Genomic DNA, 23079 nt, shown 5'->3' with positions numbered 1-23079 from the left:
GAAAGTTTGTCGGTGGTCGTCTCTATATTCACACTCATTGAAACGTTCGAATATCTGTTCGGTTCGCGTGGTCGGCGATGTACCGCGCTAATCAGGGTGTACGACGGTAGGGAGGTGCCGTGATGGCAGGTCGGATGGAGCATCCGGGGCGAGCGGGCGGTCTGCTGGACCGTGCCGACGGGCTGCTGCTGCAGGCCGCGGCCGAGCCCGATTCGCGTGAGCGATTCCGCACCGCATATCTGGCGGCCCTGCGCGGGGCGGGGGCGGTGCTCGCGCTGACCGGGGCCGACCGCGCGCCGCGGGCCCGCTCGCGCAATGCGTGGGTGCTGATGCAGCAGGCCGCACCGGAATTCGTGATGTGGTCGGACTATTTCAGCTCCTTCTCCGAGACCCGCGCGGCCATCGAGGCCGGGCTGGACCGTCCGGTCGATGCTCAGGTGGCCGACGAGTTCGTTTCCCGGGTAGGGGCATTCCTGCACGACGTGGAGGATTCGATCAGCGCAGCGGCCCGGATGCGGCCGATCACCGGCTGGCTGGCCGACGGCTCGGCGTGAACATCGGCGAGTAGGTGGTACCGCGCTGATCGAACTCGTATCATGGTGACAGAGAGCCGCCAAGGTCGGCTGTCCGTCGCCTACCCGGAGGCGACCACCACACCTAGTGCCGGGGGAGGTACCGTGCCACTCTCCGAGCACGAGCAGCGCATGCTCGAACAGATCGAGAGCGCGCTCTATGCTGAGGATCCCAAGTTCGCCTCGACCGTCCGAGGCGGACGTCTTCGTTCTGCTACGGGCAGACGTAGATTCCAGTCGGCCGCACTCTTCGTCCTCGGCCTCTGCCTGCTGATCGCGGGTATCGCCCTGCCAGTCAAGCCAGGCGGCTTCCCCATCATCAGCCTGTTCGGCTTCATCGTGATGTTCGGCGCCGGAGTGCTGCTGCTCCTGGGTAGCTCGGGCGCGTCGGGCGGCGGTCGCCGCGGCGAAGAGGCCCAGCAGGGCGGCGGGCCCACGGCCGGCCGCGGCAAGCAGCGCAAGCAGGGCGGCGGTTTCTCCGCCCGCATGGAGGATCGGTTCAGGCGCCGGTTCGAACAGGACAACTGACAAGGCCCGGATCCGTTTGACGGATCCGGGTTTTGCGCTGCGCCCTATCAAGGGCGGATAACACGACACGCCGCACGTTGTGCGGCGTGTCTTTCTTTTCCCAGGGTTCGCGCGACGCCGCGGCCGGATCCCCACCTCGCCCCACACGATTCCCCACCTCGCCCCACCCGCGCTCGCGCCGGTCGCGTTTCGTGCAGTTATAGCAGATGCGTTCAGGGGGTTTGCTGGCGGTTTTCGGGTCATGCGTTCAATCGTGCTCGCGTGTCGTGTATCTCGGAAAAATCTCCCCACCGGCCCGATAGCTGGTGTGACCAGCGGAATCCGGTACGCCGGCCGTGAGATCGCTGCGGCTTTCGATTGAAAGTGGGGGAAAGTGGGGTAATGTGGAGCGCGCACGAGCGGAGACCAACCAGACGGGGTGATCACGCGGGAGGTGTCGAGAAGTGTTTCTCGGTACCTACACGCCTCGCCTGGACGACAAAGGGCGACTCACGTTGCCCGCGAAGTTTCGGGACGAACTGGCGGGAGGGTTGATGGTCACGAAAGGGCAGGACCACAGCCTTGCCGTGTATCCGAAGGAGGAGTTCACCGCGCTGGCGCGGCGAGCCGCCGCGGCGTCCCGGAGCAATCCGCAGGCACGGGCTTTCGTCCGGGCCCTGGCGGCGTCCACGGACGAGCAGCGTCCCGATGCCCAGGGGCGCATCACGTTGTCGGTCGAACACCGCCGCTACGCGAGCCTGTCCAAGGACTGCGTGGTGATCGGCTCGGTCGACTTCCTCGAAATTTGGGACAAGCAGGCGTGGGAGTCCTACCTCGCCGAGAACGAGGAGGACTACTCGATGGCCAGAGACGAGTCGCTGGGCGGAATCTTCTAACCCCGCGAGCGAGGCGAGTGTCCTGCGGCCTCTGCCCGACACGGACCCTGACGTACTTCCCCAACGCCAGGTGCCGTGCTTCGGTCAGAGACCCCGGGACATTGGCCGTCCGACCTAGTGAGTTCGATGCGCACAGCGACGCCGCGACAGGGGCGAGGAGGATCTGGAGGTCGAGGTGGATCTTGCCGATCACACACCCCGCCATGTTCCGGTCCTGCTCCGTCGTTCGGACGAAATCCTCGGTCCCGCACTGCAATCCGGCGGTGTCATGGTCGATGCCACACTCGGTCTGGGCGGTCATTCCGAGCACTTCCTGCGTACCTATCCCTCGATTCGGCTCATCGGATTGGATCGTGACACCGAGGCACTGAGGCTGGCCGCCGCGCGGCTGGCGCCGTTCGAGGATCGAATCACGCTGGTACACACCAGATATGACGGCATCGCCGCGGCGCTGCACGAGGCAGGTCTGGCCGAAACCGATTCCGTGCGAGCGATTCTGATGGATCTGGGCGTGTCCTCGATGCAATTGGACGAGGCCGACCGAGGTTTCGCCTATTCGGTCGACGCGCCGCTGGACATGCGGATGGATCCGACCACCGGCCCGACCGCCGCCGACGTGCTCAACACCTACAGCCACGGTGAGCTGGCCCGGGTGCTGAAGGTCTACGGGGAGGAACGTTTCGCGGGCCGCATCGCGAGCGAGATCGTCCGGCGGCGGGCGCAGCGACCCTTCACCACCAGCGCCGAGCTGGTGGAACTGCTCTACGCCGCGATCCCGGCCGCGACCCGGCGTACCGGCGGGCATCCGGCCAAACGCACGTTCCAGGCGTTGCGGATCGAGGTCAACCGGGAGCTGGAATCGCTCGAGGCCGCGGTGCCCGCGGCCCTGGACGCGCTCGAGATCGGTGGCCGCATCGTGGTCATGTCCTATCAATCGCTGGAGGACAAAGTGGTCAAACATGTTCTCGCGGAGCGATCGACCTCGCGCACACCGATGGACCTGCCGGTCGAATTACCCGGTATGGGACCGGAATTCAAGGTGCTGACCCGTGGTGCGGAGAAGGCCACGGCCGCCGAGATCGAGGACAACCCGCGCGCGGCGCCGGTCCGGATGCGCGCGGCGGAACGAATTCAGGCGTCGCGATGAGTTCGGGCGACGTGCGAACGGTAGGGGAGGCGGGACTATGAGCGTGCGGACACGGGTGGACGCACCACGACGTGGCGGGAAGACCACGGAGCGGCGGAACGCGCCGAGCCGGGTGCACGATCCCGAACACGTGACATCGGGTGCGGCCAAGCGGGCCTACGCCCGGCGCCGCAATCGCGTCGGGGGCGGTCCGGTTCTGCCGCCGCTGCCGGGGCGCTCGGTGATGAGCGGCCGAATCCCGTTCGTGGTGGCCATTCTGGTGCTGTTGGGCTGCGGCCTGATGTGCACGCTGCTGCTGACCACGCGGTCGGCCGAGGACAGCTACCAGCTCAGCGACGCGCGCCAGATCAACCAGCAACTCTCCGACGAGCAGGCCGAGCTGCAGCGTCAGGTGGCCGCGGCCGATGCCGCGCCGGAATTGGCGACCCGGGCGCGTGAGCTGGGCATGATCCCGGCCAAGGATCCCGCGCGCCTGATCGTCGCGCCGAACGGCGCGGTCACGGTGATCGGTAAGGAGACCGCGCAGCTGGGCCCGCCGGCCCCGCCGCTGAACACCACCCCTGCCGCGCCGACTCCGAATCCGGCTCAGGCACAAGGGGAACGGATCGTTCCGGTGACGGCGTTGCCGAATCAGAACCCGGCCGACGGGAACTCCGCGCACGGTCCGGCGCAGCCGACCACCGGTCCGACCCCGTCGGCACCGGCCGCGACCCAGACCCCGGCTCCGGCTCAGAACCCGGCCGCGGCTCCGACGACCCCTGCCACTGCTCCCGCGCCCGCGACGGCAGCGCGGCCCGCGCCGACTCCGGCTCCCGCAGCCCGCGTCGATCAGACTGTGCCGGTACCGAATCCGGCCGCGCCCGCCGTGACGCCGGTTCCGGCGCCCGGGGGCGGGCAGTGAGCCCGGGTGCACGCGGCCGCGGTCGCACCCCCTCGGGCCGTCGCACCACGCGCGCGGCGCGGCCGCGACGGACCGCTGGAGCCCGCGGCGGGGCCGGGATGGATTCCTCCTCGCGATTACGGTTCGGCACCGGCCGGATCGTCATGCTGGTGGCCCTGCTGGTCGTCGCGCTCCAATTGCTGTGGATCCAAACGGTTTCCGCACCGAAGCTCTCGGCCGAGGCGGCGACGCAGCGCACCGTGCACAAGGTGGACTACGCGCTGCGCGGTTCGATCACCGATCGGAACGGCAAGGCGCTGGCCTTCACCGTCGCCACCCAGTGGCTGACCTTCCAGCCGGTCGTCGTGCGCAAGGAACTCGCCGAGGCGCATGCCAAGAGTCCCAAGGCGCCCGATCCCGACACGCGGTTGAAGGCCATCGCCAAGGCCATCCACGACAAGATCGGCAAGGACGCTCCCTCGGAGCAGGATCTGCTGAGCAACCTGAAGAGCAAGGACTCGTTCGTCTATCTCGTGCGGGATGTCGATCCCCGGATCGCCACCGAGATCACCGACGAATTCCCCGAGGTCGGCAAGGAACGGCACGACAAGCCGGTCTACCCCGGCGGTTCGCTGGCCGCCAACATCATCGGCGCGACCGGTTGGGACGGACACGGGCAGATCGGCCTCGAGTCCGCGCTGGATTCGAGTCTGGCGGGCACCGACGGATCACACACTTACGATCAGGGTTCGGACGGGGCGATGATCCCGGGCAGCGAACGCAATCGCCATCCCGCGGTGAACGGCACCGACGTGGAGCTCACCCTCGATTCGGATCTGCAGTACTACGTGCAGCAGCAGGTGCAGCAGGCCAAGGACATGTCCGGTGCGAAGGACGCCTCGGTCGTGGTGCTGGACGCACACACCGCGCAGGTGCTGGCGATGGCCAACGACAACACCTTCGATCCCGCCAAGGGACCGCAGTTCTGGGGTTCGGCCAATCTGGGCAATCCGGCTGTCACCGACGCCTTCGAACCGGGTTCGGTGAACAAGATCGTCGACGCCTCCGCGGCCATCGAATACGGCCTGACCACGCCGGACGAGGTGCATCAGGTGCCGGGCAGCATCGAGATGGGCGGGGTCACCGTGCACGATGCCTGGTCGCACGGCGTGATGCCGTATACGACCACCGGAATCTTCGGCAAGTCCTCGAACGTCGGCACCCTGATGCTGGCGCAGAAGATCGGCGAGGACCGCTATGCGGACATGTTGAAGCGGTTCGGGCTCGGTCAGCGCACCGGCGTCGGCCTGCCCGGCGAGAGTGCCGGCCGGATCCCGCCGCGCGATCAGTGGTCCGGTTCCACCTTCGCGAATCTGCCCATCGGACAGGGTCTGTCGATGACGCTGTTGCAGATGACCGGGATGTATCAGGCCATCGCCAACGACGGCGTGCGAATTCCGCCGCGCATCGTGAAGTCCGGGACCGGACCGGGTGGCAGCGCCACGCAGGAGAAGCAGCCCGACGGCGTCCGGGTGGTGAGCGCCAAGACCGCGCAGACGTTGCGGCAGATGTTCCAGTCCATCGTGCAGAAGGATCCGATGGGGTATCAGCAGGGCACCGGTACGCCCGCGGCGATCGCGGGCTACCAGGTCGCCGGTAAGACCGGCACCGCGCAGCAGATCGATTCCGCCTGCCACTGCTACTCCGAGAGTCGCTACTGGATCACGTTCGCCGGAATGGCGCCGGCGGACAATCCGCGCTACGTCATCGGCATCATGCTGGACGCGCCCGTGCGCAGCTCCGACGGCAGCGGCGGGCAGTCCGCGGCCCCGCTGTTCCACAACATCGCGTCGTGGGCGCTGCAGCGTGACCGGGTGCCGCCCTCGCCCCCGGCGAAAGAGCTTGTGCTGCAGGCGATGTGAACAGCCGGGCGGTGTCGGGTCCGGATCGGCGGGCCAATATCATGCACGGGGACCCACGCAATACCCAGCCGCGTTGCCCGGCTGTGATCCGGCGTCGGTACCCTGACTCGTCGATCCGAAACCCGTCCACGGCGGATTTGCCGAGCAGAGCCGCATTGTGACTGAGAGGAGCCTCGTGCCCGTGCAGCCCAGCCCGCAGGTGCTGCGTCCGGCGGTCCCGCCGTCGACGGAGCTGCAGACGGTCGTCGAGCTCACGGACGCGCGCCTTTCCGGCGTCGGCGCCGATGAGCTCGCCGGGGTCGTGATCACCGGTATCGAGCAACGCTCGAACGCGGTGCAGCCGGGTGATCTGTTCGCCGGACTCGCCGGTGCGCATGCGCACGGCGCCCGGTTCGCCGCCGACGCCGTGGAACGCGGCGCGGTCGCGGTGCTCACCGACGCCGCCGGCGCCGAATCGATCGGCGCACTCTCCGTGCCCGTACTGGTGCACGAGAATCCGCGTTCGGTACTGGGCGAGCTGTCCGCGTCGATCTACGGCAACCCGTCGCAGCGGTTGCAGGTGCTGGGCATCACCGGCACCTCGGGCAAGACCACCACCTCCTATCTGGTCGAGGCGGGTCTGGTCGCGGCCGGACTGCGCACGGCGCTGATCGGCACCATCGAGACCCGGATCGGCGGGCAGCGGGTGCCCAGTGCGCTCACCACGCCCGAAGCCCCGCAACTGCACGCGATGTTCGCGCTGATGGTCGAGCAGGGCGTGCAGGCGGTGGTGATGGAGGTGTCCAGCCACGCGCTCGCCCTGGGCCGGGTGGACGGTGTGCGATTCGCGGTGGGCGCGTTCACGAATCTGTCCCAGGATCATCTGGACTTCCACGCCGATTTCGAGGACTACTACGCCGCCAAACGCAAACTGTTCGTCCCGGATCCGGTGTCGGTGGATGGGCCCGCCTCGTCGTCCCGGTCGGTGGCCGCGCAGACCTGCGTGATCTGTGTGGACGACGCCTGGGGTCGGCGTCTGGCCCGCGAGGTGGGCGGGCGCGCCCCGGTGGTGAGGGTGTCGACCGGCTCCGGTCCCGCCGGTGACGGTGCCGAACCGGATTGGACCGCGGTCGCCGCGAGCACGCTGGACGGTGGCGAACAGCAGTTCACCGCCGTCGGTCCGGGCGGTCGGTCCGACGATGCGCGTCCGGCCGCCGAGTCGGCCGAGGTTGTGGAAGTCGGTGTGCGGCTGCGTCTTCCGGGCCGCTACAACATCGCCAACGGCCTGCTCGCGATCGCGGTGTGCGCGGCGGCGGGCGTGGACGCCCGGGTCGCCGGGCGGGCGCTGGCCGAGGTCGACGTGCCGGGCCGGATGCAGCGGGTGGATCGTGGGCAGGATTTCCTGGCCGTGGTCGACTACGCGCACAAACCGGCCGCGGTCGAGTCGGTCATCGCGACACTGCGCGAATATCTGAAGGGTTCGAGCGGTCGGCTGGCCGTGGTGGTCGGTGCGGGCGGTGACCGTGACCCCGGCAAGCGCCCGCTGATGGGCGCGACCGCCGCACGCGGTGCGGAACTGGTGATCATCACCGACGACAATCCACGCAGTGAGGATCCCGCGACGATTCGCGCGGCGATCGGCGCCGGGGCGTTCGGTATGGCCGAGACCGAACGCGGTGAGGTCACCGAGATCGGTGACCGCGCGGCGGCCATCACCGCGGCGGTGGACTGGGCGCGGTCCGGCGATGTGGTGCTGGTGGCCGGTAAGGGGCATGAGACAGGGCAGGAGATTGCGGGTGTGAAGTATCCGTTCGATGACCGCGAGGTGCTGGCGGAGGCCCTCTGCCGGCGATCGGCGCCCGATGACAAGGACCTGACGGTTTCATGATCGAGATGACCCTGCGGGAGATCGCGGAGATCGTCGGCGGCACGCTGCACGATGTTCCCGATCCCGCGGTGACGGTGACCGGTGCGGTCGAATTCGATTCGCGCCGAATCAATTCCGGAGATCTGTTCCTGGCGCTGCCGGGTGCGCGGGTCGACGGGCACGACTATGCGGCCGGTGCGGTGGCCGCCGGTGCGGTCGCGGTGCTGGCGGCGCGGCCGGTCGGGGTGCCCGCCGTGGTGGTCAGTCCGGCCGGGCAGCAGGCCGACGGCGGTTCGGCGTACGTGCTGGCGCACGATACGGACGGCTCGGCGGCCGCGGTGCTCGCCGCGCTGGCCAAACTGGCCCGCGCGAGCGTGGATCGCCTGGCCGCGAGCGGTGAGCTGACCGTCGTCGGCGTCACCGGTTCCTCCGGCAAGACCTCGACAAAGGATCTGCTGGCTCAGGTGCTGGCCCCGCTCGGGACGGTGGTCGCGCCGCCGGAGTCGTTCAACAACGAACTCGGTTTCCCGTGGACGGCGTTGCGCGCCGATGCCGGCACTCGTTTCCTGGTGCTGGAACTGTCCGCGCGCGGGCCCGGACATATCAAGGCGCTCACCGAGATCGCGCCTCCATCGATCGCGGTGGTGCTCAACGTCGGCACCGCGCATCTGGGTGAATTCGGCAGCCGTGCGGCGATCGCGCAGGCCAAGGGCGAGTTGGTGGAGGCGCTGGCGCCCTCGGGGGTGGCGGTGCTCAATGCCGACGATCCGAATGTGGCGGCCATGGCCACGCGCACCGTGGGGCGGGTGGTGACCGCCGGGCAGTCCGAGAGCGCGGATGTGCGTGCGCTGGACGTTCAGCTCGACGAGTCCGCACGCGCCCGGTTCACGTTGCGCGCCAATGGTTCCGAGGTGCCGGTGCATCTGTCGGTGCACGGCGAGCATCAGGTCGCCAACGCACTGTCCGCGGCCGCGGTCGCCCTCGAATGCGGTGCGGACCTCGAGACGGTCGCGCGGTCGCTGTCGAGTGCGCGGGCGGCTTCCAAGCATCGGATGGATGTGCGCACCCGCCCGGACGGCGTCACCGTCGTCAACGACTCCTACAACGCCAATCCGGATTCGGTGCGCGCCGCGCTCAAGGCGCTGGTGACCATGGCCCGTGCCGGTGCGCACGGCGGTCCCGGCGGGAAGCGGCGCAGCTGGGCGGTGCTCGGCGAAATGGCCGAGCTGGGTGCGGATTCGGTGGTCGAACACGATCGCATCGGCCGTCTGGCGGTCCGGCTGGACGTGGACCGGCTCATCGTGGTCGGCACCGGACGGCCCTCGCACGCATTGCATCAGGGGGCGGTCATGGAGGGCTCCTGGGGTGAGGAGTCGATCCTGGTCCCCGATATCGCCGCCGCACTCGAGGTGCTCGACGAGGAGCTCGCGGCCGACGACGTGGTGCTGGTCAAAGCATCCAACTCCGTCGGATTGTGGGCGGTGGCAGAGCATCTCGCGCCGGGCATCGCAGCGCCCGGCGCCGGTACGGAGGGCTCGGAAGTGCCTCCTGTGGACACGGAAGCGGGCCGATGAGGCAGATTCTTTTCGCGGCGGCGATCGCACTGGCGGTGTCGATCCTGTTGACGCCGTTGCTGATCCGGATGTTCGCCAAACGCGGCTTCGGTCAGGAGATCCGGATCGACGGACCGGCCAGCCATCAGGCCAAGCGCGGCACTCCGACGATGGGCGGCGTCGCGATCCTGGCAGGACTGTGGGCCGGATACTGGGGTTCGCACCTGATCGGCATCGGCTATCGCGCCGAGGGGCCGACGGTGTCGGGCCTGCTGGTGCTGGCGCTGACCACCGCACTGGGCGGGGTCGGATTCATCGATGACTTCATCAAACTGCGCAAGGGCCGCAACCTCGGTCTCACCGCGGCGGGCAAGTACATCGGACAGCTTTCCGCGGCCGTGGTGTTCGGTGTGCTCGCGCTGCAGTTCCCGGGGGCGAACAAGCAGACACCGGCGAGCCGGCACCTGTCCTACGTCCGCGACATCACCACTGTCTCGATGGGGGTGATCATCTTCCTGGCCTTCGTCTGTCTGGTGGTGGTCGCCTGGTCGAACGCGGTGAACCTCACCGACGGTCTGGACGGTCTGGCCGCGGGGTCGATGAGCCTGGTGCTGGGCGCCTACGTGATCATCACCTTCTGGCAGTACCGCAACGCGTGCTCGGTGCACGCCGAAGCGGGCTGCTACAACGTGCGCGACCCGCTGGACCTGGCGCTGATCTGCGCCGCGGGTGCGGCCGCGTGCATCGGGTTCCTGTGGTGGAACGCGGCTCCGGCGAAGATCTTCATGGGCGACACCGGTTCGCTGGCCCTCGGCGGGCTGATCGCCGGGCTGTCGCTGCTGTCGCGTACCGAACTGCTGATGATCGTGATCGGCGCGCTGTTCGTCGCCGAGACCACGTCGGTCGTCCTGCAGGTCGCGGTCTATCGCACGACTCGCAACCGACTGTTCAAGATGGCGCCGTTCCACCACCACTTCGAACTCAGCAAATGGGCCGAGACTACGGTGATCATTCGGTTCTGGTTACTCGCGGGCATAGCGTCGGCGATCGGACTTGGCTTGTTCTACAGCGAATACCTCTCTCAGGTCGGGTAAAGCAGCAATGGTCGAACACACTCCGCGGGCCCTGCGATCGCCGGGCCCCATGCTCGAATTCCTGCGTGGCCGTGATGTTCTCGTGGCCGGTTGGGGAATATCGGGTCGCTCACTGATCGATCCGCTGCGCGATATCGGCGCGACCCCGGTGGTCACCGACGCCGGTGCGAAGGCGATGGCCGAGGCGGCCGAACTGGGCCTGGACACCGCCACCGGGGAGAGTCTGCTCGAGCCCGGCGGGCTGGACCGGTTCGCGCTGGTGATCACCAGTCCGGGCTGGCGGCCGGACTCGCCGGTGCTGGCCACCGCGGTCGCCGAGGGCGTGCCGGTCTGGGGCGACGTCGAATTCGCCTGGTGGGTCGATCAGGCGCGGCTGTACGGGCCGGTGCGCAAATGGTTGGTGATCACCGGAACCAACGGCAAGACCACCACCACCCAGATGACGCACGCGATCCTGCGCGCGGCCGGAGTCGCCAGCGTCGCCTGCGGCAATATCGGCCTGCCCATTCTGGACGCGCTGCGGCGCACCCCGGGACCGCAGGTGCTGGCGGTGGAGCTGTCCTCCTTCCAGCTGCACTGGGCGCCCTCGGTGCGTCCGGAGGCGGGTGTGGTGCTGAACGTGGCCGAGGATCACCTGGATTGGCACGGCGGCCTGGACGCGTACGCGGCCGCGAAGTCGCGGGCGCTGATGGGCCGGGTCGGCGTCGTCGGCCTGGACGATCCGGTCGCCGCGGCGCTCGCGCGCAAATCCCGGGCCCGGCGCACGGTCGGCTTCCGCGTCGGCGTCCCGGCCGACGGTGAACTCGGCGTCGTGGACGGCAAACTGCTCGATCGCGCGTTCACCAAGGCGGCCATCCTGGCCGAGGTGCGCGATATCAGCCCGCCCGGTCCGGCGGGCGTGGCCGACGCGCTGGCCGCGGCCGCGCTGACCCGATCCATCGACGTCGCACCACAATTCGTCAAGGAGGGCCTGCAGGAGCACAAGGTGGGTCCGCATCGCGCCGCCTCGGTGCGCGAGCTGTCGGGCGTGGAGTTCGTCGACGACTCCAAGGCCACCAATCCGCATGCGGCCAGGTCCTCGATCCAGGCGCACGCCCAGGTCGTCTGGATCGCCGGGGGGCTGCTCAAGGGTGCACACGTGGACGATCTGGTCGAGGAGGTGGCCGAACGGCTCGTCGCGGTGGTGCTGCTGGGCAAGGATGCCCCGGTCATCGCCGCGGCATTGGCGCGACACGCCCCCGATGTCCCGGTCGTCGAGCTCGGTTCGGGTGACGATGCTGGGATGGGTGCGGAACTCACGTCCGAGATAGATGGGGCGGACGCGGTCATGGCGCGGGCCGTGCGCATCGCCGCCGGATACGCCACCAACGGTGACACGGTGCTGCTCGCCCCGGCGGCGGCGTCGCTGGACATGTTCGCCGACTACACCCACCGGGGACGAAGTTTCGTCGCCGCGGTGCAGGCGCTGGACGAAGGAGATATCGGGAGCCCTTCGTGAGCAGATGTGACGCGGCGGTGATCCGTGCGGCGGGCCCCGGGCGCGCCGCGCTCTGGGAGGCCCGGTGACCAAGGCGCGCAAGGGTTCGGGTACGTGGTTCGGTGCCTGGCTGGCGCGTCCGCTCGCCTCGTTCCACCTGGTCGTCACGATCGCCACGCTGCTCACCGTGCTCGGTCTGGTGATGGTGCTCTCGGCGTCGAGCGTGGAGTCGTACGCCGACGACGGTTCGGCCTATTCGCTGTTCATCCAGCAGTTGCTGTTCGCCGTGCTGGGTGCGGTGCTGTTCTATCTCGCGTTGCGAATTCCCTTCCGCACCTTGCGCCGACTGTCCTTCCCGATGTTCGCGGTGTCGGTGCTCGCGCTGGTGCTGGTGCTGATTCCGGGCATCGGCTCGCAGGCGCAGGGTTCGCGGCGCTGGTTCGACATCGGGTTCGTCCACGTGCAGCCCTCGGAGATCGTCAAGGTCACCCTGATCATCTGGGGTGCGCATCTGCTGGCCACCCGTCGCGCGGAGAATGCCGGGTACAAAGAGATTCTGATGCCGCTGGTTCCGGCGGGGCTGCTGTGCTGTCTGCTGATCGTGCTGGAGCCGAACCTGTCGACCACGATCGCGGTGGGCATCATCCTGGTGGCGCTGCTGTGGTTCGGCGGGTTGCCGGTCCGGTTGTTCGTCGCGATCGGTGCCTCCGGTGTGGTGGCGGCGCTGGTGCTGGCAATGACGGCCGGGTACCGCTCGGATCGCATGCGCGCGTTCTTCAACCCCGGTGACGATCCGCAGGGCATCGGATATCAGGCGCGTCAGGCGATGTTCTCCCTCGCCGACGGCGGGATCTGGGGTCGCGGGCTCGGGCAGAGCCGGGCCAAGTGGAGTTATCTGCCCAACGCGCACAACGACTTCATCTTCGCCATCATCGGCGAGGAGCTCGGATTTCTCGGCTGTGCCCTGGTGCTGGGCCTGTTCGCGCTGTTCGTCTACACCGGTCTGCGGATCGCGAGCCGTTCGGCGGATCCGTTCCTGCGGCTGCTGGTCGCCACCGCGACGACCTGGATCACCGGTCAGGCGCTGATCAACATCGGCTATGTGGTGGGTCTGCTGCCGGTGACCGGTCTGCAGCTGCCGCTGGTCTCGGCGGGCGGTTCCTCGCTGGCGATCACCCTGCTGATGTTCGGCATCATCGCCAGCGCCGCACGGCACGAGCCCGAGGCAGTCGCGGCCCTGCACGCCGGACAGGACGGCCGGTTCAGCCGGCTGCTGCGGCTGCCGAAGCCGGAGATGTACCCGCCCTCGCGCAACGCGGCCTCGCGCCCGCGCGGCGGATCCCGGACCTCGCCGTCGCGGCGCGAATTGCCACCGGCTCGCCGACGGGTAGATTCGGATTCTGCCCGGCGCGAACGCCGCGGCACCGCATCGCTGCGGACCACGCGGGCCTGGGAGCCCAGCTATCGGACGACACATGCGAGAGAACGGGGTAAGTCCAGGTGACCAGTAGCGACGGCGTCGGGCCCGATATCGGGGGACGGGCGCTTTCGGTGATCGTCGCGGGCGGTGGCACCGCCGGTCATATCGAACCGGCCATGGCGGTCGCGGACGCGTTGCGCCGCCTCGATCCGAACATCCGGATCACCGCTCTGGGCACCCAGCGCGGACTCGAGACGACCCTGGTGCCCGAACGCGGCTATCCGCTCGAGTTGATTCCGCCGGTTCCGTTGCCGCGCAAGCCGACCGCGGATCTGCTGCGGCTGCCGGGCCGGGTGCGGGCCGCGATCGCGCGCAGCCGGGCGGTGATCGATGCGACCGAGGCCGACGTGATCATCGGATTCGGCGGATACGTGGCGCTGCCCGCCTATCTGGCGGCCGGGCGCGGGTTGCGCGGTCGCCGGTCGGTGCCGGTGGTGGTGCACGAGGCGAATGTGAAGGCGGGTATCGCGAACAAGGTCGGCGCGCGCCGGGCCGCGCGCGTGCTGGCCGCGGTGGCGAATTCGGGTGTGCGGGCCTCGGGGCGCGCGGATGCGGAGATCGTCGGGATTCCGGTGCGCGAGTCGATCGCGACGATGGACCGGGCGGGTCTGCGCGCACAGGCGCGCGAGCATTTCGGCTTACCCGCCGACGGGCCGGTGCTGCTGGTGTTCGGCGGTTCGCAGGGTGCGCGCACGCTCAACGAGGCGGTCTCGGCCGCCGCGCCGCAGTTGCTGGCTGCCGGGATCTCGGTGCTGCACGCGCACGGTCCGAAGAACACCTTGCAGATCGCGGAGCAGTCGGGGCCTGATGACAAGGCGAGATATGTTGCGGTGCCGTACGTCTCGCGGATGGATCTGGCCTATGCGGCGGCCGACGCGGCGGTGTGCCGGTCGGGCGCGATGACCGTCGCCGAGGTGTCGGCGGTCGGGTTGCCCGCGTTCTACGTGCCCCTGCCGCACGGTAACGGTGAGCAGGAGCTCAACGCGCGTCCGATCGTGGCGCAGGGCGGCGGCCGGATCGTCGCCGACGCGGAGTTGACCGCGAAATATGTGATGGATGAGGTGATTCCGCTGCTCACCGACCCGGTGCGGCTGTCGCAGATGTCCGCGGCCGCCGCGGGAGCCGGGCATCGGGACGCCGCAGACGCGGTGGCGCGGATCGTGGTGGAGGTGGCCGGGCGATGACCGACGAGCAGGACACGACCGTGGTGGCGGCCGAGCTACCGCCGTTACTGCAGCGGGTGCACATGGTCGGTATCGGCGGAGCCGGGATGTCCGGGATCGCCCGGATCCTGCTCGCCCGCGGCGGATCGGTCTCCGGCTCCGACGCCAAGGAGAGCCGCGGTGTGCTCGCGCTGCGGGCCCGGGGCGCGCAGGTCCGCATCGGGCACGATGCCGGGGCGCTGGATCTGCTGCCCGGCGGGCCCAGCGCGGTGGTCACCACATACGCGGCCATCCCGAAGACCAATCCCGAACTGGTCGAGGCAAAGCGGCGCGGGGTGCCGGTGCTGCTGCGCCCGGCCGTCCTGGCCGAACTCATGCACGGCCATCACACGCTGCTGGTGTCCGGGACGCACGGCAAGACCTCCACGACCTCGATGCTCGTGGTGTCGTTGCAGCACTGCGGATTCGATCCGTCCTTCGCCGTGGGCGGCGAGCTGAACGAGGCGGGCACCAACGCCCATCACGGCACCGGCGGCTATTTCGTGGCCGAGGCGGACGAGTCGGACGGCTCACTGCTGCAATACGATCCGGACGTCGCGGTGGTCACCAACATCGAATCGGACCACCTGGATTTCTTCGGCACCGACGAGGCGTACGTCCAGGTCTTCGACGACTTCGTGGATCGGCTCACCCCCGGCGGGCTGCTGGTGGTCTGCCTGGACGATCCGGGTTCGCGAGCGCTGGCCGAGCGGGTTGTGGCCCGTTCCGACGAACTCGATATCCGCGTACTGGGTTACGGCTCCGGCGATCTGGCCGACGCTCCGGTTCCGGTCGGGGTGCGGCTGCTGTCCTGGGAGCCGCGCGACGTGGGCGGAGTGGCTACCTTTCGGCTGGCCGACGAGTCCGCCCCGCGCACGCTGCGGCTGTCGGTGCCCGGACGGCACATGGCGCTCAACGCGCTGGCCGCCCTGTTGGCCGCGCGGGACGCGGGCGCCGATCTCGGCGAGGTCCTGCAGGGACTCGAGGGTTTCGGCGGGGTGCATCGGCGATTCCAGTTCGTCGGCCGGGAGAACGGCGTGCGGGTGTTCGACGACTACGCGCACCATCCGACCGAGGTCCGTGCGGTACTGGGCGCGGCGTCCGAACTGGTCCGGCAGGAGGCCGCCGACGGCGCGCGTTCGCGACAGGGCCGGGTGATCGTGGTGTTCCAGCCCCATTTGTACAGCCGCACTGCGACATTCGCGACCGAGTTCGGCGCGGCCCTGGATGTCGCGGACGAGGTCGTCGTGCTGGACGTGTTCGGCGCGCGGGAGAAGCCGCTGCCGGGCGTCAACGGCGCCCTGGTGGCCCAGTCGGTCTCCAAACCCGTGCACTACCAACCGGATATGTCGCGGGTGGGCCGTCAGGCGGCCGGACTGGCGCGGCCGGGTGATGTGGTGATCACGATGGGCGCGGGCGATGTGACGATGCTCGGCGGGCAGATCCTCGACGGATTGCGGGTGCGCCCGCCCACCGGACGATGATCACGATGCGTCTGCGACCGCCGTCCCGCCGAATGGCCCTGTGGGCCTTGGCGGTTGCCGGGGTCGTGGTCGTACTGGCCGTGGTGGCGTGGTTCACGCCGCTGCTGGCGGTGCGGACCGTCACGATCGATGGGCTGGAGACGGTGCCGGAGAAGCAGGTGCGGGACGCGTTGCAGGTGCCCGAGGGCGTGTCGATCCTGCGCCTGAACACCGATGAGATCGCGCATCGGGCGGCGGCGATCCCGAAGGTGCATTCGGTGCGGGTGCGGCGGGTGTTCCCCGCGACGGTCCGGGTGACGGTCGAGGAGCGCACCGCGGTGCTGTACTTCGATTCTCCGCAGGGGCCGCATCTGCTGGACGCGGACGGCGTCGAATTCGCCATCGAGCCACCGCCTCCCGGCGTGCCGAAACTGACCACGAGCCGGCCGGGCGATAGCGACCCGGTCACTCGTGCGGCGGTGACAGTGCTCACTGCGGCATCGCAGGGGTTGCGGGGTCAAGTGGGTGAGGTTGTGGCGCGGTCGGTTTCGGATATCGAGCTGAAACTGCGAGATGGGCGCACCGTGCTGTGGGGCGGTGCGGCCGACTCCGCGCGCAAGGCGGAGGTGGTCGTGCCGGTGCTGACTCGGCCCGGACAGGTATACGACGTTTCGACTCCGGATCTGGTCACGGTAAGGTGAGTGATACCCGTTGTGCCGTTGGTGTTTTCGGTGCGTGTCACGATGCGCGTCGATTCGCCGGGGCCGCCGGTGACGATTCCCCCTGCCTGGAGCGGCTGTTCGCGATACGATGCGGGGCGGGCTCGGACGAGACGGATCGCACAAGATTCTGGTTCTCGCGTCGGCGCGCCTGCGCGCGGATTGCGGCGGGTACGAATAGCGTTCCGCAGCAGTCGGATACTTGACATAACGCCAACCCTATGGTTGAGGTTGAGGGTTTGCTCGGGCGGGAGCCCGGGTTAGCCGGATCGAAACCATCCGCGGCTCGGCGCTCTGCCGGGAATCCACAAACGACAGGCTTTAGATCGAAGGAAGGCGAGAGCCCATGACGCCCCCGCACAACTACCTTGCAGTGATCAAGGTCGTCGGTATCGGCGGCGGCGGCGTGAACGCCGTCAACCGAATGATCGAACAGGGACTCAAGGGAGTCGAGTTCATCGCCGTCAATACCGACGCGCAGGCGCTGCTGATGAGTGATGCGGACGTCAAGCTCGACGTCGGGCGTGAGCTCACCCGCGGCCTCGGCGCCGGTGCGGACCCGGAGGTGGGCCGCAAGGCCGCCGAGGATCACAAGGACGAGATCGAAGAGGTGCTCAAGGGCGCCGACATGGTCTTCGTCACCGCCGGTGAGGGCGGCGGCACCGGAACCGGCGGCGCGCCGGTGGTGGCCAGCATCGCCCGCAAACTCGGCGCCCTGACCATAGGTGTGGTGACGCGCCCGTTCTCCTTCGAGGGCAAGCGGCGCAGCAACCAGGCCGAGGCCGGAATACAGGCGTTGCGCGAGTCCTGCGACACGCTGATCGTCATCCCGAACGACCGGCTGCTGCAGCTGGGCGACGCGGCGGTCAGTCTGATGGACGCCTTCCGCTCCGCGGATGAGGTGCTGCTCAACGGTGTTCAGGGCATCACCGATCTGATCACCACCCCGGGTCTGATCAACGTCGACTTCGCCGACGTCAAGAGCGTGATGTCCGGGGCCGGATCGGCCCTGATGGGCATCGGCTCCTCACGCGGTGAGGGCCGTTCGGTGAAGGCGGCCGAGGCGGCGATCAACTCGCCGCTGCTGGAGGCGTCGATGGACGGCGCGCACGGCGTGCTGCTCTCGATCGCGGGCGGGTCCGATCTGGGCCTGTTCGAGATCAACGAGGCCGCTTCGCTGGTACAGGAAGCCGCGCACATCGAGGCGAACATCATCTTCGGTACGGTCATCGACGATTCGCTCGGCGACGAGGTGCGCGTCACGGTGATCGCGGCCGGATTCGACAGCGGCGCACCGACCCGTCGCTTGGACGCGCCGGTCACCCGCTCCACGATCGGTTCGGCGCGTGCCGGAGAGGTCGGCCAGACGCACTCCCGCGGCACCGATTTCCCGAGCCGTACCGCGGACCCGGCACCTCCTCCCGCGACCCCTGTCTCCCGGGGCCCCGCCCCCTCCTATGAGCCCCGCCCGGCCGTCGAACCCACGGTTGCGCACAACTCCCGCAGCCACATCCAGCCGCCCGACGAGGACACCGACGACGACGTCGACGTGCCCTCGTTCATGCGCCGGTAGGCTGCCTCTCCGACAAGCGCCCGCCCCCCACAGGGGAGCGGGCGCTCCCGTGTCCGCCCCTCTCGGAGGAGGGCTACTAATCTCAGGTGTATGCCAACGCAACAACTGATCTCGGGTGCACATGGGTAACTCGTCGGGAACGTCCAGAATCCAACCGGTTTCCCGAACCGTCGGCCCGACGCATGAGTCTTCGGGCAGCTCGCTGCACGCTGAAGTCGCGGAGAGGCGGGGGAGGACTCGCCGGGTCACCACGACCCGTGCCGGTGGCTTCTCCCGCGCGCCGTACGACTCGTTCAATCTGGGTGATCATGTCGGTGATGATCCGGAGGCGGTGCGGCGCAATCGGGTTCGGCTGGCGGAGGGGATCGGGCTGGCGCCGGAGCGGCTCGTCTGGATGGAACAGGTGCACAGCCGCACCGTGACGATCGTGGACGGGCCGCAGGCGGAGCCGGTGCCGGTGACCGATGCGCTGGTGACCACCGTCCCGGAACTCGCACTGGTGGTGCTGACCGCGGACTGCGTGCCGATCCTGCTGTCCGATGACGAGGCCGGGGTGATCGCCGCGGTCCACGCCGGCCGGGTCGGTGCGCGGATCGGAATCGTGCCGCGGGTGCTGGAGGCGATGATCTCGGTCGGCGCGCAGCCCGAACGCATCGGCGCATTCCTCGGCCCGGCCGCGAGCGGCGCACGGTACGAGGTGCCCGCCGCGATGCGCGCGGACGTCGAGGCCCATCTGCCCGGTAGCGCCACCACCACCGCGCAGGGCACTCCGGGCCTGGATCTGCGCGCCGGAGTTCGCCGTCAGCTCGAGGCGGCGGGGGTCGGCGGGGTCGCGGTCGATCCGCGCTGCACGATCGAGGACGCCACGCTGTTCAGTCATCGTCGTGGTGCGCCGACCGGTCGCATCGCCGGGGTCATCTGGCGCGAGCCCGCGGATTCTCCGGCCTGATCCGGCCGCCGCTCGGGTACGTCGCAGGACGTACCCGAGGGTGCAGTGCGGGCCGATGCGGACACGGTGTCCGAAAATTGACGGGACACGCCCGAACGGATCGTGATAGGAATCGCATTCGAGGGAGAGGAATCATGATCGGCGAATTCGATAGGGCCACTACGGAATCCGGCACGCGGACAGCCGAGCTGTCGACCGCGCTGGCCGGGTTGCTCGGACGTATCGATGCGGCCTGCCGTGCGGCCGGGCGTGATCCGGCGCAGGTGCGATTGCTGCCGGTCACGAAGTTCTTTCCGGCCTCGGACGTGGCGATTCTGCACGGGCTGGGACGGCGTGAATTCGGCGAATCCCGCGAGCAGGAGGCGACCGCCAAGGCGGCCGAACTGGCCGATCTGCCCGGTGTCGAATGGCACATGATCGGCCGCCTGCAACGAAACAAGGCCAAAGCCGTTGCCCGATGGGCCCATACGGTCCATTCGGTGGACAGCGCCCGCCTGGCAACGGCTCTTGACGCGGGTGTGCGGGCCGCCCGGGAGGCCGATGTTCGCGGGGGGCCGCTGCGGGTTCTGCTCCAGGTCGGCCTCGATCGCGATCCGGGCCGCGGCGGCATCGCCCCGGACGATTTGCCCGCACTCGCCGATCATGTTGCGGGTCTGGAGAATCTGCAGCTCGCGGGCCTGATGGCGATTCCGCCGCTGGATTCGGATCCGGATGCCGAGTTCGCTCGGCTGGCCGAGATGCAGGTCCGATTTCTAGCGCAACATCCCACGGGGACCGAGCTGTCCGCAGGCATGTCGGGAGACCTCGAGGCGGCGATTCGACACGGGTCCACCTGTGTGCGTGTCGGTACTGCCTTGATGGGCGCTCGACCGATAACCTCGGGATAGCAAACAAACCTCATCAGTCACATTCGAAACATATGCTTGAGACTGCGAGGATTGAGCAAGACTTCAACACCCCAGGTCAACCGGGGCCGTAGGAAGGTCGACCAGGATGAGCGAGCGCAGCGAGCGAGTCGTCAAGGCAGTCACGAGCGTGCTCGTGCGGGGAGGCGTCAGCGAGGTGGGAGAATGAGCACGCTGCACAGGTTCAAGGCGTACTTCGGCATGGTGCCGCTCGAAGAGTACGAAGACGACTACGTCGATGATCGCGGGCCTCGGGGGATCGAGGATCGGCCCGCGCGTCGGTCGCGGGAGTTCTCCGAGTCTCGCTACGACGGCGGGGGGCGTTCGCGTTTCGACGACGATCGCTACGAGTCCGAGCAGAGTTACCCCGAGCCCGCCTACAAGGCGCCGTATCAGCCCGGGTACACCGTGTCGCGGCGTAGCGAATTCGCCGACGACGGTTATTCCGACGATCGATACGAGTCTCGCCGGCCCACCCGAATCGAGTCCGCGCCATCGGGGCGCTCGCGCGGCCTCGGTAGCGGACCGTCGATGATCCGCGGTACCACACACGGCGCGCTGGCGGTCGACCCGGAGGTCGAGCGGAGGATGGAAGAGCGGCGGCTGGAGGAGCGCGCTCGTTTCGAGCCGGCTCCGCGCCGCTCGCCGGTCTTCGAGGACGGAGGCCCGTTGTCCAAGATCACGACTCTGCGGCCGCGCACCTTCACCGAGGCGGCCATCATCGGCGAGCGGTTCCGCGACGGCACACCGGTGATCATGGATCTGGTGGAGATGAGCAACGCCGACGCCCGGCGCCTGGTCGACTTCGCCGCGGGCCTGGCGTTCGCGCTGCGCGGTTCGTTCGACAAGGTCGCCACGAAGGTGTTCCTGCTCTCACCGGCGGATGTCGACGTATCGGCCGAGGAGCGCCGGCGCATCGCCGAAACCGGTTTCTACAACCAGAAATAACGCTCGAATCGGACGTCGTGCCGTGGCCGTCACCGGCCGGTGCGCGACGCGCGGGGGAAGCCGCGCCGCCTCGAGACGGCGCGGGGAGTTTGCAGGACACCGAATCTGAGGCAGAGTGGGCGGGGTGGCCCTGTTCAGTGTGTTGAACTACCTGCTGTTCGTCTTCTGGTTGCTGCTCATCGGCAGGATCATCGTCGAGTTCATCCGCAGCATCGCCCGGGACTGGCGCCCGCGCGGCGCGGTCGTCATCGGGCTCGAGGTGATCTTCACGATCACCGACCCTCCGGTGAAACTGCTGAGGCGGCTGATACCTCCGGTCAACTTGGGGGGAATTCGGCTGGATCTGTCGATTATGGTGTTGATATTCATCGTGTTCATCTTGATGACGGTCACGGGCGGGCTCGGGCAGGCGCACGCGCCGGTGTGACAGAATGGGTCGTGAAGAATAGCTTGCAAGATCTACCGCTAGACCTCCGTACGAAGCGTGAAGGGATCCTTCCATGCCGCTGACCCCAGCCGATGTGCACAACGTCGCGTTCAGCAAACCGCCGATCGGGAAGCGCGGCTACAACGAGGACGAGGTCGATGCCTTCCTCGATCTGGTCGAGCAGGAGCTCTCACGTCTGATCGAGGAGAACGCGGATCTGCGCCAGCGGGTTGCCGAGCTGGATGCCGAGCTGTCCGATGCCAAGGCGGCCCCCCGCCCGATGCCGCAGGCGGTGAAACCTGCTCCGCCGCAACCGGAACCGCCCAAGCCCGTTCCGGTGCCGCCGCCGGCCCCCATGCCGGTCGCCGCGCCCGTGCCGGTCAAGGATCCCGGCGCCGCGGATGCCAACCTGCAGGCCGCCAAGGTGCTGAGCCTGGCCCAGGAGATGGCCGACCGGCTCACCACCGATGCCAAGACCGAGGCCGAGACGTTGCTGTCCAACGCGCGGGCTAACTCCGAGCGACTGGTCACCGAGGCGCGGACCCGCTCCGACGGCATGGTCTCCGAGGCTCGGCAGAAGGCCGAGACCTTGTTGTCCGACGCGCAGAGCCGTTCGGACAACCAGCTGCGCCAGGCCAAGGAGAAGGCCGACGCCCTGCAGGCCGACGCCGAGCGCAAGCACACCGAGATCATGGCCACCATCACCCAGCAGCGCAGCGTGCTCGAGAGCCGCATCGAGCAGCTCAAGACGTTCGAGCGCGAGTACCGGGTGCGGTTGAAGTCCTACCTGGAGTCCCAGCTCGAAGAACTCGAGAACCGCGGTTCGGCGGTACCGGTCGACGGTGGTGAGGCCTTCGATGGCGCCAACAACAACCATGCCTCTGCGTCATTCGCCAAGGGCGGCAAGTAATTTCGCTTCGGCTGTCCGCCGCTCCCGGCAGCTCGGGTTCGGTACGCGCAGCCGCGGTCGTGGTCGGAAGTTCGTCGAGCCAGTAGGCCCGCCTAGGGGGTGACCATGCTCGTCCTGACACTTGTTCTCGCGGCTATCGGATTCGGCCTCCTGGTCGCCGCACTGACCACCGGTTCGGTGGTGTGGGCCTGGGGATGCATTGTGGTGTGCGTCATCGGCGCGGTTCTGCTGCTGGTGAGTGCCCTGTCGATGCGCGACTCCGACGATGACACCCAGACGCGTCCAGGCCGACACGTCAAACGGTGAGCGATGTAGCCGCTCGATGCGAACTCAACCGCGGTCGGAAATAGTTTTGACCGTAGTGGCTACAATCAAACCTGTAACTACGGCACTGATCCGGCAATCACCGGGGAGCCTTCGGAAGAACGGCTACGCGGCCTCGTGAGCTGCGACGCTCAGTAGAACCGAACGGGTGAGCCCGTCACAGCTCACAACGAGAGGTCCGGTGCTATCACCAGTGCGCCGGGCAAGCGGGGTGGTACCGCGGTCTCGGCGCACCGGCGCCGATATTCGTCCCCGTGCCCATGGATTGCGCCCACGGCGCATACG

At 68.5% G+C, this 23079-nt stretch carries 21 protein-coding genes; all 21 read left to right on the top strand.

All coding sequences use genetic code 11. The annotated features are described in order from the left end of the window. Positions 1-122 precede the first annotated feature (122 nt). The 21 genes from K7711_RS34885 (at position 123) to K7711_RS34785 (ending at position 22776) form a co-directional block, all read left to right on the top strand. Positions 123-554: an SAV_6107 family HEPN domain-containing protein gene (locus tag K7711_RS34885; RefSeq protein WP_235748224.1), complete on the top strand. Its 432-nt coding sequence runs from the start codon at positions 123-125 to the stop codon at positions 552-554. A 123-nt stretch (positions 555-677) separates the two neighbouring features. After that, positions 678-1100, top strand: a complete 423-nt coding sequence (locus tag K7711_RS34880) for an SCO2097 family morphological protein (RefSeq protein ID WP_222974920.1) — start codon at positions 678-680, stop codon at positions 1098-1100. 443 nt (positions 1101-1543) lie between these two features. Next, the gene (mraZ, locus tag K7711_RS34875; protein WP_040821130.1) at positions 1544-1975 is read left to right on the top strand and encodes a division/cell wall cluster transcriptional repressor MraZ; all 432 of its coding nucleotides are present in this window, start codon (positions 1544-1546) and stop codon (positions 1973-1975) included. A 163-nt stretch (positions 1976-2138) separates the two neighbouring features. Further along, positions 2139-3122 carry a 16S rRNA (cytosine(1402)-N(4))-methyltransferase RsmH gene (rsmH, locus tag K7711_RS34870; RefSeq protein ID WP_235748267.1) on the top strand — a complete coding sequence of 328 codons (984 nt, stop codon included), beginning with the start codon at positions 2139-2141 and terminating at the stop codon, positions 3120-3122. Positions 3123-3159: 37 nt separating this feature from the next. Continuing rightward, the gene (gene ftsL / locus K7711_RS34865) at positions 3160-4023 is read left to right on the top strand and encodes a cell division protein FtsL (protein ID WP_222974916.1); all 864 of its coding nucleotides are present in this window, start codon (positions 3160-3162) and stop codon (positions 4021-4023) included. A gap of 98 nt (positions 4024-4121) precedes the next feature. Beyond that, the gene (locus K7711_RS34860) at positions 4122-5924 is read left to right on the top strand and encodes a peptidoglycan D,D-transpeptidase FtsI family protein (protein ID WP_222974914.1); all 1803 of its coding nucleotides are present in this window, start codon (positions 4122-4124) and stop codon (positions 5922-5924) included. Between the two features lie 175 nt (positions 5925-6099). Continuing rightward, complete coding sequence (locus K7711_RS34855) at positions 6100-7791, top strand: UDP-N-acetylmuramoyl-L-alanyl-D-glutamate--2,6-diaminopimelate ligase (RefSeq protein WP_308015087.1); 1692 nt, start codon at positions 6100-6102, stop codon at positions 7789-7791. Further along, positions 7788-9344 (top strand): UDP-N-acetylmuramoyl-tripeptide--D-alanyl-D-alanine ligase, encoded by a 1557-nt coding sequence (locus K7711_RS34850; RefSeq protein WP_222974912.1) that lies wholly within the window; start codon positions 7788-7790, stop codon positions 9342-9344. Before K7711_RS34855 ends, K7711_RS34850 begins: the two co-directional genes overlap by 4 nt. Further along, on the top strand, positions 9341-10417 hold the full coding sequence (gene mraY, locus K7711_RS34845; RefSeq protein ID WP_040821139.1) for a phospho-N-acetylmuramoyl-pentapeptide-transferase: 1077 nt from the start codon (positions 9341-9343) through the stop codon (positions 10415-10417). Before K7711_RS34850 ends, mraY begins: the two co-directional genes overlap by 4 nt. A 49-nt stretch (positions 10418-10466) precedes the next feature. After that, entirely contained in the window at positions 10467-11915 is a 1449-nt protein-coding gene (gene murD, locus K7711_RS34840; RefSeq protein ID WP_222975090.1) for a UDP-N-acetylmuramoyl-L-alanine--D-glutamate ligase, read from the top strand. A 64-nt stretch (positions 11916-11979) separates the two neighbouring features. Next, entirely contained in the window at positions 11980-13398 is a 1419-nt protein-coding gene (gene ftsW, locus K7711_RS34835) for a putative lipid II flippase FtsW (RefSeq protein ID WP_308015086.1), read from the top strand. Continuing rightward, a complete protein-coding gene (gene murG, locus K7711_RS34830) occupies positions 13395-14558 on the top strand; it encodes an undecaprenyldiphospho-muramoylpentapeptide beta-N-acetylglucosaminyltransferase (protein ID WP_308015085.1) in 1164 nt (387 codons plus the stop codon). Before ftsW ends, murG begins: the two co-directional genes overlap by 4 nt. Next, entirely contained in the window at positions 14555-16060 is a 1506-nt protein-coding gene (gene murC, locus K7711_RS34825; protein WP_174435026.1) for a UDP-N-acetylmuramate--L-alanine ligase, read from the top strand. Before murG ends, murC begins: the two co-directional genes overlap by 4 nt. A gap of 5 nt (positions 16061-16065) precedes the next feature. Then, positions 16066-16740, top strand: a complete 675-nt coding sequence (locus K7711_RS34820) for a cell division protein FtsQ/DivIB (RefSeq protein WP_083895572.1) — start codon at positions 16066-16068, stop codon at positions 16738-16740. A gap of 364 nt (positions 16741-17104) precedes the next feature. Next, complete coding sequence (gene ftsZ / locus K7711_RS34815; protein WP_222974910.1) at positions 17105-18331, top strand: cell division protein FtsZ; 1227 nt, start codon at positions 17105-17107, stop codon at positions 18329-18331. Positions 18332-18452: 121 nt separating this feature from the next. After that, complete coding sequence (pgeF, locus tag K7711_RS34810) at positions 18453-19280, top strand: peptidoglycan editing factor PgeF (RefSeq protein ID WP_222974908.1); 828 nt, start codon at positions 18453-18455, stop codon at positions 19278-19280. A 134-nt stretch (positions 19281-19414) separates the two neighbouring features. After that, the gene (locus K7711_RS34805; protein ID WP_222974906.1) at positions 19415-20167 is read left to right on the top strand and encodes a YggS family pyridoxal phosphate-dependent enzyme; all 753 of its coding nucleotides are present in this window, start codon (positions 19415-19417) and stop codon (positions 20165-20167) included. A 183-nt stretch (positions 20168-20350) separates the two neighbouring features. Then, complete coding sequence (locus tag K7711_RS34800; RefSeq protein ID WP_222974904.1) at positions 20351-21133, top strand: cell division protein SepF; 783 nt, start codon at positions 20351-20353, stop codon at positions 21131-21133. Between the two features lie 124 nt (positions 21134-21257). Then, on the top strand, positions 21258-21560 hold the full coding sequence (locus K7711_RS34795) for a YggT family protein (RefSeq protein WP_222975084.1): 303 nt from the start codon (positions 21258-21260) through the stop codon (positions 21558-21560). Positions 21561-21633: 73 nt separating this feature from the next. Then, the gene (wag31, locus tag K7711_RS34790) at positions 21634-22470 is read left to right on the top strand and encodes a DivIVA-like cell division protein Wag31 (RefSeq protein WP_222974902.1); all 837 of its coding nucleotides are present in this window, start codon (positions 21634-21636) and stop codon (positions 22468-22470) included. 105 nt (positions 22471-22575) lie between these two features. After that, positions 22576-22776 carry a hypothetical protein gene (locus K7711_RS34785; RefSeq protein WP_040821458.1) on the top strand — a complete coding sequence of 67 codons (201 nt, stop codon included), beginning with the start codon at positions 22576-22578 and terminating at the stop codon, positions 22774-22776. Positions 22777-23079: the final 303 nt, after the last annotated feature.

Origin of the sequence: Nocardia coffeae, from assembly GCF_019890715.1 — a bacterium.
GTDB lineage: Bacteria > Actinomycetota > Actinomycetes > Mycobacteriales > Mycobacteriaceae > Nocardia > Nocardia jiangxiensis.
This window is presented reverse-complemented; position numbering and strand designations above follow the sequence as displayed.

Coding starts and splice junctions, on each gene's coding strand:
- K7711_RS34885 (WP_235748224.1), top strand. CDS start 123: ATGGCAGGTCGGATGGAGCATCCGGGGCGAGCGGGCGGTCTGCTGGAC.
- ftsL (WP_222974916.1), top strand. CDS start 3,160: ATGAGCGTGCGGACACGGGTGGACGCACCACGACGTGGCGGGAAGACC.
- K7711_RS34860 (WP_222974914.1), top strand. CDS start 4,122: ATGGATTCCTCCTCGCGATTACGGTTCGGCACCGGCCGGATCGTCATG.
- K7711_RS34850 (WP_222974912.1), top strand. CDS start 7,788: ATGATCGAGATGACCCTGCGGGAGATCGCGGAGATCGTCGGCGGCACG.
- mraY (WP_040821139.1), top strand. CDS start 9,341: ATGAGGCAGATTCTTTTCGCGGCGGCGATCGCACTGGCGGTGTCGATC.
- murD (WP_222975090.1), top strand. CDS start 10,467: ATGCTCGAATTCCTGCGTGGCCGTGATGTTCTCGTGGCCGGTTGGGGA.
- murC (WP_174435026.1), top strand. CDS start 14,555: ATGACCGACGAGCAGGACACGACCGTGGTGGCGGCCGAGCTACCGCCG.
- K7711_RS34820 (WP_083895572.1), top strand. CDS start 16,066: ATGCGTCTGCGACCGCCGTCCCGCCGAATGGCCCTGTGGGCCTTGGCG.
- ftsZ (WP_222974910.1), top strand. CDS start 17,105: ATGACGCCCCCGCACAACTACCTTGCAGTGATCAAGGTCGTCGGTATC.
- pgeF (WP_222974908.1), top strand. CDS start 18,453: ATGGGTAACTCGTCGGGAACGTCCAGAATCCAACCGGTTTCCCGAACC.
- K7711_RS34805 (WP_222974906.1), top strand. CDS start 19,415: ATGATCGGCGAATTCGATAGGGCCACTACGGAATCCGGCACGCGGACA.
- K7711_RS34800 (WP_222974904.1), top strand. CDS start 20,351: ATGAGCACGCTGCACAGGTTCAAGGCGTACTTCGGCATGGTGCCGCTC.
- wag31 (WP_222974902.1), top strand. CDS start 21,634: ATGCCGCTGACCCCAGCCGATGTGCACAACGTCGCGTTCAGCAAACCG.
- K7711_RS34785 (WP_040821458.1), top strand. CDS start 22,576: ATGCTCGTCCTGACACTTGTTCTCGCGGCTATCGGATTCGGCCTCCTG.